Below are 17,520 nucleotides of genomic sequence, written 5' to 3' on the forward strand. Positions count from 1 at the left end.
TTTTAGTCAATTTCCGCCAGAATTTCGTCTAGTTCCTGTTGGTTTAAGTCTGCTACTGGAAAATCTGAGGGAGTGTATCCCCCAACTTCGGGACACAGACAATGGTCAATCAGTGTTTGCAAAGTTTGGAGATACTTCTGAGCTAGTGATTCTACTGTAGAATGCTGATGGACGTGACGACTGTAGCTCCAGTTAACTTGCAACTGCTCTTCTAGCACTCTGGCAGTAATATCTAATAGATGAGTGCGATGACCCTCCAGATTTTGATTAGACCCTTTAGACTCAGCAGCTAATTTCCAATCAACTCCTAGTAATTGTCCTTGGTCGAATTGACCGAGGTAGTTAAAACTAACTTCCCTTGGAGGTAATGCGGCTATTTGAGAACGAATTTCTTGATCCTGATTTAGATAACGTAAAATTCCATAGCCAATACCGTGTTGAGGAATGGCTCGCAACTGTTCTTTTATTGATTTGAGAGCTTCTCCCGGACGATTTTGATTTTTTAGTTGTAATATTACTGGAAATATGCTAGTGAACCAACCTACTGTTCTAGATACATCCACATCTGCAAATAAATCTTCCCGACCATGTCCTTCTAGGTCAATGCAGACTGTAGACTTTTCTGTCCATTGTGTCAAAGTTTGCACTAATGCTGTCAGCAGTACATCGTTGATTTGAGTATTGTAGGCAGAGGGAACTTTTTGCAAGAGGTCGCGAGTTTGTTCTTTACTGAGATAAACAGATACATTAGCAGCACTAGCCACTGAGTTATTTTGTTTTCCTGTCGGATCATCTACTGGCAAAGAATTTAGTTCAGACCAAGGCTGCTTTAACCAATAATCTAATTGCGATCGCACTATGGTAGCTTGTCCATATTCTTGCAAAAAAATAGCCCAATCTTTAAAAGCCAAAGTCTTAAGTGGCAATTGTATAGTTTCCTGTTGTTCTAGCTGCTGGTAAGCTGTGAACAAATCTTCTAGTAAAATCCGCCAAGAAACTCCATCGACAACTAGGTGATGGATAATGATCAGTAATCGGTTATCGTGGTTATTCCCTAATTTAAACAATACTACTCTGATCAACGGCCCAGTTGATAGATTTAGGCTAGCCTGTTGGGTGGTTGCTATTTCCTCTAAGGTTTGTGTCAGTTGCGACTGAGAAGTTTGGCCTAAGTCAATAACTTGGAAGGGAATCTTATCACAAATTCCAGAGCTTATTTGTTTCCATTTACCTTCCTCAAAATTAAACCGCAGACGCAAAGCATCATGATGCTCTAGTAATTTAGTAATAACTTGGGACAATAACTCCGGTTTCAGGTGAGAAGAAATTTGCAGTAGTACCGACTGGTTAAAATGATGTGGTTGAGACTGATTTTGCTCAAAAAACCAATGTTGAATCGGAGTCAGCGGTACAACTCCTGTAACTAAACCCTGTTCAGCTAATATCGATGTGGTGGTATCAGCTACAGCAGCTAGTTCCGCAAGGCTGGGATATTGAAATATCTGTCTGGGGGTGATTTTGATTCCTGCTTGACGAGCGCGACCGACTACTTGAATACTGAGAATGGAGTCACCACCCATCTCAAAGAATTTATCGTACCTACTTACTTGCTTGAGTCCTAACACATCTTGCCAAATAGTCGCTAAAATCTGCTCATTAGCTGTCTGTGGGGGAACAAACTCTTGTTCTCGGGTCGATTCTACTTCTGGTACGGGTAACATTTTGCGGTTTACTTTACCATTAGGGGTTAATGGCAGAGCTTCCAAGCACACAAAGGCTGAAGGGATCATATAATCTGGTAATTTCTGCTGTAAGAAACGGCGCAAATCACTAATATTTATTGATTGGCTTTGTGTGACTAAATAAGCTACCAACTTTTTATTACTAGGGATGTCTTCCCGCAGAATCACCACTGCTTGTTTGATTTGAGGATAAGTCTCTAGAACTGCTGCGATTTCTCCTAATTCAATGCGGAAACCACGCAGTTTAACTTGATTATCGCTGCGACCGAGAAATTCAATATTGCCATCGGGTAAATAGCGAGCTAAGTCACCTGTTTTATATAATTTGCGATCGCCAAAGGGATGAGAAATAAATTTTTGGGAAGTTAATTCGGGTTGGTTGAAGTAGCCACGGGCTAAACCCTCGCCACCAATATATAATTCTCCAACAGTACCGATGGGAACAGGTTGGAGATATTGATTGAGAATGTAAATTTGGGTGTTAGAAATCGGTCGTCCAATACTTGGTGGCTGAGTTGCCCCCTTTGTCACCAAACTAAATGTAGAGTAGGTTGTATCTTCTGATGGACCATAAAGATTATAAACTCGCTCAATATTTTCTTGTTGGTAAAGCCGTTGTGCTAGTTGATTTGATAATGGTTCACCTGCGAGGTTAATTGTTCGCACGCTATTTGGTATCGCTTGAATTTCTAACAATTGCGCGATCGCACTTGGTACTGTATTAATTAATGTTATATCTTGAGCAGCTTTTATACTAGATAAATCTAAGGCGTTTTCTGCAATAATTACCTTACCTCCCCAAGCCAAGGGTACAAATAGCTCAAAGACTGATAAATCAAAACAAATCGAAGTTGTCGCTAAAACACCAGCTAATTCTTCACTAGTGAATACTTCTTTAGCCCAACACAGCAGAGCTACACTACTGTGATGTTCAATAACTACGCCTTTGGGTTTTCCTGTTGAGCCGGAAGTATAAATTACATAAGCTGAATTGCGAGGATTCACCTGACTCACAGGATTTTTCTGACTCTCCAAAGAAATGGTTGCTTTATCTGTATCTAATGCCACCACATCAGCAGTGTTTTCAGGTAATCTCGTCACCAACTTCTGCTGTGTGAGCAGCACCGATACTTGGGAGTCAGCCAAAATCATTTCCAAACGCTCAGTTGGGTAGGCTGGGTCTAATGGTACATATGCTCCACCTGCTTTGAGAATTCCCAACAGTCCTACTATCATATCTAGGGAACGTTCTACACAAATCCCTACTAGTACCTCTGGTTTTACTCCTTTTGTCTGCAAATAATGAGCTAATTGATTAGCTTGCTCATTTAACTGGCGATAGGTTAGTTGTTGATTTCTAAATACTACCGCTACTGCATCAGGATTACACTCTACTTGCTCTACAAATAACTGATACAGGCATTTATTTTGGGCATGATCAGCCTTGGTGTTATTCCATTTCACCAACAATTGATGCTGTTGTGCATCTGTAAGCAGACAATGGTATTCATATAGTTCTGAGGACTGACTGGCCATTGCTGTCAGGGCTTCCCGATAATATCCGCCAATCATTTTGATCTGTTCTTCACCTAATTGATTAGCATCGTATTTCAGGGTTAACTCTACTTGAGAAGAAATGGGATGGAGACTAAAATTCGCTAGTAAAGTGAAGTTGGTTTGATTAAAAAACTTTCCACCTAATATTTCTAAATCTTTAACGTCTATGATGCTTTGGTAAACGTGGAAATGAACAAAGTTAAACGCAGTCTCAAACAACGGCTGTCCACCAAAAGTCCGTTGCAGTTCAGCCAGGGGATATCTTCGTAAATGCAAGCATTCCCTTTCAATATCAAAGGTCTGACGCACTAGATCTATCCAAGTGCCGCCATGGAGTTTTAAACGCAATGGTAAAGTATTGAGAAATAATCCTAATACTTTTTCTCCGTCATTATCCTCTAGTCTGCCATTAGATACCAAACCGGTGAGAATATCCGTCTGGTTGGTTAGTAAGCTCAATACCCGAAAATGAGCGGCTAATAAAACACTTTTGAGGGGTACTCCTGCTGTTTTACTGAGCTGTTTTAAACCCTGAGAAACCCCGGAAGATATAGGAACCGAGAATTCCCAACTGTTAATGGTAAGGTTCGATTGCGACCACCGTGGCAATTTAGTAATAGTGATGTCGTTGAGTTTCTGTTGCCAATACTCTCGGTATTCTTGAGATTGCACGGTTGTTTGCTCTAATGCTACAAAATCTCGAAAGGTTATTTTGGGTGGTGCTGACAGAGGCAGAACATTTTTGCCGAGAAGATATAAATATTGTTGCAACAATTCAGTCAGCAATGAAGCTACACTCCAACCGTCAAGAATAGAGTGGTGGAAGCTCAAGGTCAAATTAAAGGTTTCCGGGGTGCGGCGATGCACATGAAAACGCAGCAAAGGCGGAACATTCCAATCAAAATGTCGTGTTTTCTCTTGTTCAATCCAAGTATCCAGGGTTACTTCTTGCTCAGTAGTCGATAAATGACTCAGATCATCTAAGTTTAAGGGGACATCAACTTGCTGATGAACTAGTTGTAGCGGCTGTTGATAGTCACTCAGAGCATAACTGGTACGTAGCACTGCATGACGATTGACTACCTGTTTGATGGCAGTGTGTAAAATCTGGATGTTAAGAGTGGCTCGAATGTGATAGGTAAAGACATCGTGATAGATTGGGACATTAGTACTATACTCACTGTGGAAGATCATCCCTGCTTGTAGTGCTGCGAGTGGGTAAGCATCTTCCACACCCTTTGCCAAATTTAGACGCTGTTCTTCAGAGATCAGGCTAAATGCTTCTGTCTTTTGTATGGGTAAAGAACTCAATTCACGGCTAACTAAACCAGCTAATTCTTGAATTGTTTGATGTTGTAATAGCTGTGGTAGAGAAAAATCGAAACCAATTTGCCTAGCTTTAGCGATCGCCTGGATACCCCGAATTGAGTCTCCTCCTAGTTCAAAAAAGTTATCGTGGATACCCACCTGTTCAATACCCAAAACTTCAGACCAGATCAGAGCTAACATTTCCTCAATGGGGGTGCATGGTGCGACAAAGGTGTCTGCCAACTCCAGACGGATTTGTTCTGGAGACGGTAAAGCACGACGGTCGATTTTGCCATTGGTTGTTAGTGGGATCGCATCCAACAGGACAAAAGCATTTGGCATCATGTACTCTGGTAGAAGTGTTTGCAGATAACTACGCAGTTGGGGTATGAGTTGACGGTTTAACCTTGGCTGTAAAGGTTGGTTGGTATAAAATCGCCAGTCATGTTTGGTTTGCTTTTTGCTGGGAGTAAACGCTCTCACAGGGACTTGCCCCTGACTTTGGCGTTGCACAAAAATGACATCGTAGTAGTTTAATCTACTGGGATCTGACCAAGTAACAACTACAGAATAGGACAAAGCTTCAGCTAGAGCATAAAAGTCATCAGGTTCGACTCCTGATTGGGGAGCGATCGCATTTATCAGTTGATGTAATTGGCTGACTGTCTGATATTCCTGGGGATTTTCCAGGAGTGCGGCACTTTTTAGAGATGTTATTAATCTTGCATTTGGTATCCGTGTAAACCCCATAATTTCAGGTTTTGTCTCTACTAGCAGATGTCGCACCGCAGACAATGTGAGTTGTTGGTTTTGCCAGTCCAACCACTGAACATCCTGCGGAACATCCGCCGCAGCTCCCACACGCAGTAGAACATTGTAGCGAAATTGAGTTAGTTCGTTGTGGTGCTGACCTCGCTGTAGCTGGATCTGCACATGGGTAATTTGGGGAAAACGCTGCTGAATAGCTGTAAAGAAGGCTGGGTGAATGAGTAGTTCATTCTCTTGGGCAATTTGCCTGTGTACACGTTGTTGCCACTGGGCTACAGATAGCTCAGGCGGAGCTTTATGCAACTCCACAGAGGCGTGGAAAGCTTCTAGTAATTGCAGATTTCGCACATCTCCCAAGAAAATACAGCCTCCAGGGACAACTACATTCACTGCACCTTCTAAAACGCGCAACAAATAATCAATGTGAGGGAAGTACTGCACAACCGAGTTGAGGATGATGGTGTCAAATCCTTGTGCCTCTAAACCCTCAAAATTATCGGCTGCACGTTGCAATAGATTCACATGATCTAAGTTTGGCTGTAGTTGGCTCAATTGCTGCTGAATGTAGTCTATTGCCACTGGTGAGATGTCTGTACCCCAATAATGGCGGCAGTAAGGAGCAACTTGGAATAATATTAATCCTGTGCCGCAACCGATTTCGAGGACTCGCTTTGGTTGTTGAGACAGAATTGTTTCCACTTTGTCGTTGAGCCATTCACGCATTTGTACTGCTGGAATGGGCTGGCCTGTATAGCTGCTGTTCCAGCCAACTATATTAAATATCGGGTCTGGCTCTACATTAGCTTGGCTATAAGTCTGGTTGTAGAGCATTTGCCATTGCCATACTTGTTCGTCAAATAACTCTAGTTCTTGGTTATGCTCAACAGCATCATTGGGTTGAGAATTTTGGACTATGTAAGCAAGCAGGCTTTTATTCCCAGTTTCTGCCTCGTGAGCTATGACTACAGCCTGTTCTACTGCTGGGTGCTGGCTGAGTACCGTCTCAATTTCTCCAAGTTCGATGCGGAAACCACGAATCTTTACCTGGTGGTCGATGCGACCGAGATATTCAATATTGCCATCGGGTAAATAGCGAGCTAAGTCACCTGTTTTATATAATTTGCCATCACCAAAAGGATGAGAAATAAATTTCTGGGAAGTTAATTCAGGTTGGTTGAGATAGCCACGCGCTAAACCAACACCACCAATATGTAATTCTCCTGCTATACCAACAGGAACTGGTTGCAGATATTGGTCAAGTATGTAAATCTGAGTATTAGTTATGGGACGACCAATAGGAACTATCTGCTGTTGAATCTGGGGTAAACAACGGTAGTAGGTGACATCAATTGCTGCTTCTGTGGGGCCATAGAGATTGTGTAGTTCGCAATTGAAATGCTCAAAAAAACTTTGTGTTAGTTCATAGGGTAGTGCTTCTCCACTACAAATTACTCGCTTTAAGCAACTGCAATTTGTTAAATCTCGCTCTTGCAGAAACACTCGCAGCATTGAAGGCACAAAATGAATTGTAGTAATTTGTTGCTGTTGTATTAGCTTGATTAAGTAAGCACTATCTTGATGTCCTTGAGGTTTTGCTATTACTAGAGTTGCGCCTGCTAACAACGGCCAAAAGAATTCCCACACCGAGACATCAAAACTGAAGGGAGTTTTTTGCAGAATGCGATCGCTTGGTGTTAACTGATAAGTATCCTGCATCCATAACAAGCGATTACTGATACTTTTGTGGGTATTCATTGCTCCCTTTGGCTTACCTGTAGAACCAGAAGTATAAATTACATAAGCTAAATTATCCCCTTCGACTCCACTGTTGAAATTTTTCTGACTTTCTTGAGCAATAACTTGCCAATCTGTATCCAAAGACACGACTATTGCCTGATGCCTTGGTAATAATTCCGTAAGTGATTGCTGGGTGAGCAACACTTCCACTGCTGTATCTTCAAGCAGATAACTTAGGCGTTCTGTTGGATAGCTAGGATCTAATGGCACATAAGCTCCCCCTGCTTTGAGAATTCCCAATAGTCCCACGACCATGTCCAGGGAACGCTCTAAACAAATACCTACCAGTATCTCTGGTTTCACACCTAGTTTTTGCAAATAATGAGCTAACTGATTAGCCCGCTCATTTAACTGTTTGTAGGTTAATTTTTGGTCTGCAAATACTAATGCTATTGCATCCGGGTTTTGCTCTACTTGCTCCTCAAATAGCTGATGAATACATTTGTCTTGGGGATATTGAATCCCTCTATTATTCCACTTTGTCAGTAATTGCTCACGCTCTGCGGTTGTAAGAATATCAATTGCTGACAATTCACAATCAGGATGAGCCGTCACAGTTTCCAAGATTTGCTGAAAATGCCCCAGCATTCTTTGGATAAAATTTGTATGAAACGCATCTTTGGGGAAAGTTACAGCCACAGAAGTATCTTGATCATCGATTTCAAAAACTAATTGAAAGTTATTTAACAAAGAACTATGGCTGCACAATCCTTGTTGTATGAAAGCAATATCAAAAATTGTTTCTGGATTCCCACCTCTAGCCAGAAATGTTTCGATGAGAGCATCTGGATCATAGCTTTGATAACGATATCCCTCTTGCAGATGATTGCGGGTTGCTTGAAGTAAATCTTTAAATATGACGAATTGTTGGTGGTCAAATTGGGAAAATATGAGGCTATCAGATGTGTCTTGGTTTAAAGCTCCTGTGGCTATAACAAACTCTTCCTGAGCCGTATATTTAAATATTAAAACTTTAATCGCCGATAGATATAAAACCAGTTTATTAACCGGAGAGTTAGTAGTTAATTTGTGTATTTTATTATGTAAAGTCGTAGATATAGGAGTAATTATGTTATTTTTATATTTTATTTTATTAGAACTTACATTTTTAAATAAAGGTGTGACGGGCTGATTGTCTTTAATTTGTCGAATTTGGTAATCTATGGCAACAAGATTTTTTTCCTTCAATTCCATAATTTTCTCCCTAAATAAATATATTGCATCATCAAGCTATAAATAATATGTAATTAAATTGAAACTAATTATGTTAGGACTTAGGCACACTCTACGAATCCTTGGCGTTCTACCTTACGGAAGCCGCTTGCGCGTCTAAGGCCTCTTGGCGGTTAAATAAATTAAGCTTTTTGGCGACTTTTGCGTAAGTCCTATATGTATGAAGATGCCCCTAATTATATAAGGAACGAACTAGATAGACTGTAATCCAAATTGTCAAACCAAAAAACTATTGGAATTGTAGCGATCGCTAAACTCCCCAAAACGAATATAAAGTAACATTACAAAATTAATTAAACATTCTTCAAACTGTTTTTTGTTAAGAGTACTTATTACCTGACAGTAGTAAGTAGCAAAATCATAGAGATTCAATTTACACCATAAGCCTTTAAGATACAATAACTGAACCGCTACAATTTACGTCCATTGTTCACGACTTGATGAAAGCAACAGCCAGAATGCTTGTATAAATAGAATTTCATACATTTATACATTTAATTCCGTCCTAAGTTTTTTGAGTATGAGTGCGATCGCCAAATTTACTTAGACGATATTTTTTTATAATTATTTTAGTAATTAGTCTCCATACTTATGCTAATCGAATGAACAGTACTGGTTTGGGAAAATAGTTTGTCATTTTTACTTTGGCTGTAACTATCACTCAAACTAAGCTTAAGTCTAGCATAAGGGCGATTTCCACTATGATTATCCTGAGTTATTCAGAAAAATATATGAGCAACTATTTAAGACAGTTAAGACAGTTAAGACAGTTAAGTGAATAATTAGCTTGTAAGCAAGACAGTTAAGACAGTTAAGACAATTAAGATAAAATAATTTGTTCATTATTAAATTTTTACTCTAAGATTATGCTCATGTTAAAACACTATAAAATTAAACACTGCCCACACAATTAGGTAATAGTGTTGAATTCCGTATCAAAATATATGAAAATTTTTATGTTAGGATTTATATTTTATATCGAGTCGCTCATATGAAAGGTAATCCTATAGACTGAGATGTTAGGCAAAAAAGAATAAGTGGCAGGCAAAATTTTCTCTATCAAAATTTAAAATTATGTTATGAAAACATTGGGGTGCCAATCAAACTCATTATTTAGGCAGACAAGTTTAATTCAAATGTCAAAGTAAGATATATGGATATACATCGGAGCAGAAAACAAACCAAAACCTATCTGCATGAGCAATCCCATGATCAGCTTATTCAAGACGATACATGCGGAAATTCGATTGTTTTTGGTGGATATTTAGAAGATAATTTGCGAATTCTTCCAAATCTACTACTAGATGCTATCAAACATGAGAGCAAAGGAATAACATATATAAAAAATGATGAAGCCGAATATTTTCAAAGTTATAAAGATTTATATAAAGACGCTCTAGCTATTTTAAATGGACTTTATAGGTATGGACTCAAGTTAGGAGATAAAGTCATATTGCAAATTAGTATAAATCAAGATTTTATTCCTACACTTTGGGCTTGTTTTTTAGGTGGAATCATTCCTGCACCTCTGAGCGTAGCGCCTAATTATGATCTAGAAAACGCCGCAGTCAAAAAACTTTACAATGTCTGGCAGATTTTAGATAAGCCTATTATATTATCGGATTGTGAATTAATTAGCAATATAGAAAAATTAGCTACTCAACCTCATTTAAAGGGATTGCGAGTAGTATCAGTCAATAATTTACGAAGAAATCAAAATCAATCAAACCAACACTTAGCTAGAATTCCTAATTTTGCACCACGAGATCCAGCTTTGTTATTGTTCACATCTGGTAGTACAGGTGTTCCCAAAGGTGTGATGTTGAGTCATAGCAACCTCCTATCCATGTCCGCTGGTACAGTGCGGATGAATAATTTTACTCAACAAGAAGTTACACTAAATTGGATGCCCTTAGACCATGTGGGTGCAATAGTATTTTTAGGAATTATGGCTGTGGATTTGGCTTGTGATCAAGTCCATGTACCAATTGAATTGATTTTGCGTCAACCACTCAAATGGTTAGACTTGATTCAAAAGCATCAAGCGACTATTTCTTGGGCGCCCAACTTTGCATTCTCTCTAATTAATCAACACACCGAAGAACTTAATAGTTCTTGCTATAATCTCTCCTCAATGAAATTTTTAGTGAATGCAGGAGAGCAAGTTTCAGTCAAAACTATTCGTTCATTCTTAGAACTTCTGGAAAAACATCAATTGCGAGATGGAGTAATTAAACCAGCCTTCGGGATGACTGAATCTTGTTCTGGTATTACTTGGTCAGCAGGTTTAAGCAAAGATGAACTGATAGAGGAAAATAATTTTGTATCTCTGGGACAACCTATTCCTGGGGCTACTATTCGGATTGTCGATCACCAAAATCATATATTACCAGAAAATGAAATTGGCAGACTTCAAATTAAAGGGTCTTCCGTAACTGAAGGATATTACAATCACCCGGAACTCAACCAAGAAGTTTTTCAAGATGACGGTTGGTTTACTACAGGGGATTTGGGTTATCTACACAATGGGCAGTTATTTATTACTGGTAGAGAAAAGCAAGAAATTATTATTAACGGGATTAATTATTTTGCCCATGAAATTGAAACAGCTATCGAAGAATTAGAAGGTGTAGCTATTTCATATACAGCAGCCTTTGCAGTTTTTGATCAAAATAGAGAAACAGATTTATTAATTATTACTTTTAGTCCAGAATCAAATAATTTTGAGCAGTGGGTAAAACTAGTCAGAGAGATTCGCAGTTATTTAACACAAAAGATAGGAATTGCACCTGCATACGTGATTCCCTTAGAGGCTGATTTAGTTCCAAAAACATCTATCGGTAAGGTACAAAAGACTAAATTAAAACAAGATTTTGCCCAAGAATTATTTAGCGATCGCATCCAAAAAATCAATGAATATCTAGCACGCGATCGCACTAAAAATCAAACTTTACCCCAATCTGAAACGGAACGTCAAATCGCAGCAGTATGGTGTGAAGTTTTGCAACTAGAATCAGTTGGTTTACACGATAACTTCTTTGAATTGGGAGGTCATTCTCTTTACCTCATTCGTGTACAAAACCAACTCGAAAAACTTTTTCGTCGTCAAATACCTGTGGCGGAAATGTTTAAAAATTCTACAGTTGCCACACTAGCCCGTTTCCTAATTGACGAATCAAATTCTACCACAGACATATCACAAAAAAGCCGCCAGCGTGCTGAAAATCGTTCGCGTCGTAATCATGAAACTCATGACATTGCCATTATTGGTATGGCTGGAAAATTTCCTGGTGCTAACAATTTAGAAACCTTTTGGGAAAATCTCAAAAATGGTATCGAAACCATATCCTTCTTTTCAGAAGCAGAATTATTAGAATCTGGTGTTGAGCCTGAACTATTTAATCAGCCTAACTATGTCAAAGCCAGACCAATTTTAGACAACGTTGAATGTTTTGATAGCGAATTTTTTGGTTACACAGATCGAGAAGCAGAATTGCTTGATCCTCAACAACGTTTACTACTCCAATGTAGTTGGGAGTGTTTAGAAAACGCTGGTTATAATTCACACTCCTATCAGGGAGCGATAGGGATGTTTGCTGGCGCTAGTATGAACACTTATCTAATTAATAACTGTTATCCGAATCGCGGTCAATTAGACGCCAATGATGAGTTGCAACCCTTCACATTAGATTCGATGGGAGGGTTTCAAACCATGGTGGCTAACGATAAAGACTATTTAACAACGCGCATTTCCTATAAACTCAACCTGCGCGGCCCCAGTGTGAATGTCCAAACAGCTTGTTCCACGGGATTAGTTGTTGTGCATCTCGCTTGTCAAAGTCTGCTGAGTGGAGACTCTGACATGGTTCTGGCTGGAGCTGCTTCGATTAACTCTCCGCAAAAGATAGGTTATTTGTATCAAGAAGGTTTGATAGTTTCTCCTGATGGTCATTGTCGCGCCTTTGACGCTCAAGCTGAAGGAACTATCTTTGGTAGTGGGGTTGGGGTTGTCTTGCTGAAGCGATTACAAGATGCGATCGCAGATAACGACCATATCTACGCTGTCATCAAAGGTTCTGCAATCAATAACGATGGCGGGACAAAACTAGGATTTACAGCACCTGGAGGGGAAGGTCAAACTTCAGTAGCAGCAGAAGCTCTAGCCTTTGCTGGGGTCGAGGCTGATACCATTGGTTTTGTAGAAGCTCATGGTACAGGTACAAAACTTGGAGACCCCATCGAAGTAGATGCTTTAGCCAGAGCATATAGCACTGCTCATCAAGGAGAGTGTGCTTTGGGGTCTGTGAAGACAAATATCGGACATATGCAAATCGCTTCTGGGATTGTTGGTCTGATTAAAGCTGCGCTGGCCCTTAAACATCAAATTATTCCCCCGACTCTCCACTTTCAGACACCCAATCCTCAAATTGATTTCTCCAAAACTCCCTTTTACGTCAATACCCAAGCCATACCCTGGACTGCAAAGCAACGAGATGGTAAAGAATTACCGCGACGCGCTGGGGTTAACTCTTTAGGAATTGGTGGTGTCAATGTTCATGTAGTCTTAGAAGAAGCTCCCGCCATCATTCCTCAGCAGCATGATAACCAGCGTCCCCACCATTTACTCACACTTTCTGGCAGAACAGAACAGGCTTTAGTTGATTTAGCGAACAGCTATGCAGAATTTCTCGAAAATCATCCCGAAACCGATATCCACGATGTTGTCTTTACAGCTAATACTAGCCGAGTTCATTTCCAAAATCGTTTGGCGGTAACTGGTTCTCAAACAAGTGATTTGATTAATAAATTGCGTCAATTTGGACAATCAGATCAAGAGTCAATAATTTATGCTCAAGTTGATGAAAAGCAGCCTCCTAAAATTGCTTTTTTGTTCACCGGACAGGGTTCTCAATATGCAGGAATGGCTCATCAACTCTATCAAACTCAACCTACTTTTCGGCGAACTTTAGATCAATGTGAAACGATATATCAAGAACTAACTGGTCAATCTTTACTAGAAGTCATATTTGCCAATTCGGAGATAGGTTTAACTCATACATTCTATACTCAACCAGCTTTATTTGTTCTTGAAGTTGCACTAGCTCAATTGTGGCATTCTTGGGGTATTCAACCGACTGCTGTTTTAGGACATAGCTTGGGAGAATATGCTGCTGCTTGTTTTGCAGGAATTTTTGATATTGAAAGTGGTTTAAAACTAGTTATACAGCGAGCAAAGTTAATTGGTGAATTACCCGCAGACCAAGGTGCAATGGCGGCAGTTTTTACTGATGAAAAATCTGTGCGTCAAGTTTGTGAAAATCAGGAAATAGAAGTTGCGATCGCAGCTATCAATACAGATCAGCATACAGTAATTTCTGGCGAAAAACAATTAATTAAACAACTATCAGAATGTTTTACAAACGCAGGAATAAAAGTTCGCCAACTCAAAGTTTCTCATGCATTCCACTCGCCACTTCTAGAACCCGTATGCGAAGAATTTAAAAAGACTCTGCGGAAGATTAACTTTGCTAAACCTCAAATTAGTATCATCTCTAATCTGACAGGAGAAATTGCTGATGATAGCATTGTTACTTCTGAGTATTGGATTCAACATTTGTTGAGTACTGTGCAATTTAACCAAGGAGTTGTGTCATTACAATCTCTAGGATGTGATACTTTTATTGAAATTGGTCCCCAACCTGTTCTACTAGGAATTATCCAGTCATCAATATCTTTATCTAATTTGAGCTTACCGAGTTTACGCTCAGGATTTTCTGATTGGGAAGTTTTACTAGAAAGTCTTGGTAAGCTTTATGTTCGCGGTGCAAATATAGATTGGTTTGGCTTTGAGCAAGATTATCAACTGAGAAGATGCGCTTTACCAACTTATCCTTTTCAGCAACACCGACATTGGATTCCTTTGAAAACTCAATTACCAACTGCACCAGAATCATCGAGTCTCGTCAAGATGTTGTCTCAAAAAGACACAAATACTTTGATGCAGACTCTACTAGAAACTGGTAATTATTCGGAAGCAGAAAAACAGACTGTATCAGCAATTGTTCAACAATTAATTAAGCTACATCATCAAAACACAGATAATTCTAATTTTGATGAATTACTGTATCAAGTAGAATGGCTACCTTGTGCTTTATCTTCTGGTAAATTACAGAATCAAGAAAAAATAATAAATGATATAAAAGCTGATTTAGAAGAACAAATACAATCTGCACAATTTACAGGAATTTCTCTAGCGTTTGCTGAGATGGAAGAACTGAGTGCAGACTTTATTGTCAAAACTTTAAAATATTTGCAATTATTTGAACTCAATACAATCCTTTCTCCAGAAAATAGTTTTTGTGAGGCTGGGATTAAAGAAGAGTATAAAATGCTATGGAATTATTGCTTAAAAATCTTGGCAAAAACAGGCATTTTACAAAAGCATAACGCTGAATGGAAAATTATTAAAGAGCCGCGACAATCTCACCCGGATTTAATCCTAGATAACTTGATTAATCAATACCCAAATGCACGTGTTGAGCTAACATTATTTAGGCGAGTTGCCACTAATTTAGCAGCGATACTTACAGGGGAAGTTTCTCCTTTATCTATCTTATTTTCCCCAGATGGACAAGTTGGAGCAACAGAGTTTTATAAAGATACATCTTGGGCAAAAGTTCTCAATTTTACTATTTCTCAAACAGTTGAACTTTTATTATCTAATTACTCACCATTAGAACCGCTTCGGATTCTCGAAATTGGCGCCGGAACTGGAGGAACTACCCATGAAATTCTCAAAGCTTGCACCTCTCACCAAATCACCTACACATTTACTGATATTTCACCATTCTTTTTAGAGAATGCGAAAGATACCTTTGCTCAATTCCCTTTCATAGAATACAAACTTCTGGACATAGAAAAAAATCCAGAATTGCAAAATTTTTCACCCAATACCTATGATTTGATTATTGCAGCAAATGTATTGCATTCAACGCGGGATTTGCAAGCAGAAACATTACCTCACATTCGTAATTTATTGCGTCCTGGCGGACATTTGTTACTTTTAGAACTCACCAATCAATCGCGGTGGATTGATTTGATATTTGGCTTGACTCAAGGTTGGTGGCGATTTAGCGATCGCCATTTACGCCCAGATCATCCGATTATTACAGCATCTACATGGCAATCTATCCTGTTAGAATCAGGTTTTGCTAAAGTTGAATTTATTTCTCCTGACGAAAAAATTGGTAGTCCTTTATTCCAGCAAAGCATCATTATTGCCCAGAATACCGAAAAAATTAGTGATATTTCGGGGAATTGGCTAATTTGTACTGACAGAACCGATAATCTTGCTCTAGCAATTCAAGAGCAATTGAGCAAACATTATGGTTATTGTGCGATCGCTAATCCAAATAGTTCTGAACTAGAAACATGGGTAGCTACCTCCCCATCTCCGCGTGGAATTATTTATCTTTTGAATGCAGATCACAGCAATCAATATGAATCAACTTTATTTAATCGCTGTAGTTATTTCTTAAATCTGCTCCAAGCAATTAAAAACCTACCATCACCTCCCAAACTATTCCTCGTCACCCAAGGTGGTCAACCGTTTGGACTAGAACGACCATCTTTTATGACTCAATCTCCTTTATGGGCGATGGGACGTGTCATCGCTCTGGAAGAACCAGAATTGTGGGGAGGAATGATCGACCTCGACCCCCATGCAGATATAGCTCAAAATACTACCTTTTTATTTTCAGGACTGATAAACTCAGTTACAGAAGACCACCTACTCTTCCGCAACAGTCAAACTTATGTTGCGCGTCTAGTCCCAATAAAATCTCTAGCGACCAAACCAGTTATCATCCAATCTCAAGCGACCTATTTAATTACAGGAGGTATTGGTCATTTAGGATTGCAACTTGCTCACCATCTGGTTGATTTGGGTGCGAAACATCTGATTTTGACAACACGTCGTCAATTTCCTTCAAAAGCTGAATGGGAGTTAAATACAGAATTTGCAGAAATTATCCAAAATCTGAAAATATTAGAACAAAAGGGAGTATCTGTAGAAGTTTATCAAGCAGATGTCGGGAATTTTGAGCAAATGTCTCGCATCTTTACTAACATCCAAAAAACATCTTATCCCCTACGAGGTATTTTTCATCTCGCCGGAATATCAGGACGCAAAGCGAGATTAAGCGACTGCACATTAGATGACCTCAAAGAAATTTTTCGGGCTAAAGTTCGCGGTTCTTGGAATTTACATCAATTATCTTTAGAGACTCAATTAGACTACTTTGTATTATTCTCTTCCGCAGGTGCAATTTGGGGAGCTAAAGAGCAAGGTTTATACGATACTGTTAATCATCAAATGGATGCATTAGCTTATTTACGTCATCTGCAAGGGCTACCAGCTACTACTTTAAATTGGGCTTTATTAGCTGGGAATGGCATAGTTTCTCAAGACTATGAAGATTGGCTCAAACAGATTGGCATGAATGAAATTCCTTTAGATAAAGCTTTTCAAGCGATGGATACTATTATGGCATCCGATAAAACGCAAATATTACTAGCTGATGTGGATTGGATACAGTTCAAAAATATTTATCAATTTCAAGGCAATAAACCACTCATAGAAAAATTAGGTAAATCACAAACTCCAATCAAACCCGTCAAAAAATCAAAATCTCAACGCTCTTTTCTAGAAGATGTCCCTCCAACAGAACGTCGAGAACACTTATTAGAATATATTGGAAAAGAAGTAGCAAAAATCTTAGGAATAAAACATATACCCAACCCAGAACAAGGATTTATAGAAATGGGAATTGACTCTTTGCTTTCCATTGAATTCAAAAATCGTTTAGAAAAAGGATTAGAAATTGCTTTACCATCTACTTTAATATTTGATTTTCCGAATATTAGAAAATTAAATAATTATCTATTTGAGCAAATTTATGGTTGGGAAGTAAATACTACCGTGGAGACAACTGTTGATATTGTAGAAGTTAATGAAGATTTAATTTTGCAAGAACTGGCAGATTTAGAAGCTTTTCTAGGTAATTCCTAACAATACCAATTACAAAAACTAGGAGGTGTAAGCGTGTGGGGCCGC

General features: G+C 39.0%; 2 protein-coding genes. One reads left to right on the top strand and one right to left on the bottom strand.

Annotated features, from left to right (window positions below; all coding sequences use genetic code 11):
• Positions 1–2 precede the first annotated feature (2 nt).
• On the bottom strand, positions 3–8,366 hold the full coding sequence (locus tag B4U84_RS27555; RefSeq protein WP_131121328.1) for a non-ribosomal peptide synthetase: 8,364 nt from the start codon (positions 8,364–8,366) through the stop codon (positions 3–5).
• Positions 8,367–9,558: 1,192 nt separating this feature from the next.
• Here B4U84_RS27555 and B4U84_RS27560 point away from each other — a divergent pair.
• Positions 9,559–17,475, top strand: a complete 7,917-nt coding sequence (locus B4U84_RS27560; RefSeq protein ID WP_207391022.1) for a beta-ketoacyl synthase N-terminal-like domain-containing protein — start codon at positions 9,559–9,561, stop codon at positions 17,473–17,475.
• Positions 17,476–17,520: the final 45 nt, after the last annotated feature.

The organism is Westiellopsis prolifica IICB1 (genome assembly GCF_004323185.1).
Taxonomy (GTDB): domain Bacteria; phylum Cyanobacteriota; class Cyanobacteriia; order Cyanobacteriales; family Nostocaceae; genus Pelatocladus; species Pelatocladus prolificus_A.

What these genes read in the sequence shown, in the direction of transcription:
- B4U84_RS27555 (WP_131121328.1), bottom strand. Translation starts at nt 8,366, where the DNA reads ATGGAATTGAAGGAAAAAAATCTTGTTGCCATAGATTACCAAATTCGA.
- B4U84_RS27560 (WP_207391022.1), top strand. Translation starts at nt 9,559, where the DNA reads ATGGATATACATCGGAGCAGAAAACAAACCAAAACCTATCTGCATGAG.